The organism is Hydrogenobaculum acidophilum, assembly GCF_054656715.1.
Window position 1 is genome coordinate 1 of record NZ_BAAHXP010000061.1, and the last position, 386, is coordinate 386.

Consider the following 386-nt stretch of genomic DNA (forward strand, 5'->3'; position numbering starts at 1 on the left):
GTTTTTATACCAGCGGCTATAAAAGCTCATCCTGACATGAAAGAGGTGTTAAAGTCCTTCACATTCCAAGGTATAGACATATTTTCACCTACATTTCTAACACTTTTTATAGCAAACATAGGTACCACTATAGCCCCTTGGATGCTTTTCTTCCAACAAAGTGCTGTGGTAGATAGGAAGATGGGTATAGATGATATAAATATAGGTAGGATAGATACCTTTATAGGGAGTATTGGCACTGCTGTAGTGGCAGCTTCAATCATTATAACCACAGGGGCTGTGTTATATGGACATCCTCCTTACAACAACATACAAGATGCCTCAGAAGCAGCAAGGGCTTTGGTACCATTTTTGGGTAAATACGCTGGTACCATATTTGCAATAGG

At 39.6% G+C, this 386-nt stretch carries 1 protein-coding gene; it reads left to right on the forward strand.

Going from position 1 to position 386, the window contains the following annotated elements:
• The coding region (locus tag ACYQZV_RS09120; protein WP_459895341.1) for a divalent metal cation transporter at positions 1 to 386 on the forward strand (386 nt) is incomplete at both ends.